This window comes from Pseudoalteromonas sp. S1612, from assembly GCF_005887175.1.
Taxonomy (GTDB): Bacteria; Pseudomonadota; Gammaproteobacteria; order Enterobacterales; family Alteromonadaceae; genus Pseudoalteromonas; species Pseudoalteromonas undina.
In genome coordinates this window covers 1-211 of the sequence record NZ_PNDH01000110.1, presented here as the reverse complement: position 1 = coordinate 211, position 211 = coordinate 1, and the positions used below count along the sequence as shown (strand labels likewise).

At 40.8% G+C, this 211-nt stretch carries 1 protein-coding gene; it reads right to left on the bottom strand.

Features of this window, described 5'->3' with window-relative positions:
- A partial coding sequence (locus CWB78_RS18310) for a Mur ligase domain-containing protein (protein ID WP_249930479.1) occupies positions 1-211 on the bottom strand: 211 nt, incomplete at both ends.

The window sequence follows — 211 nt, the reverse complement described above, 5'->3', positions numbered from 1 at the left end:
AACTTGCGCCATAACCGCTGTACCAATCGTGCCTAATGAAATACGCGTATCTTCAACGACAAATTGATCAATGTCGGTATCAACAGAGTGATCAACAATGACTCCAATAGCACGTTTTTGTTTTGGTTGCTCAATAAACTTATGACCATCAAAGTTAGGGCCTTTAAGTGCCAAAAACACTTCACCATCACTTAAAGTACGGGTATCGGTG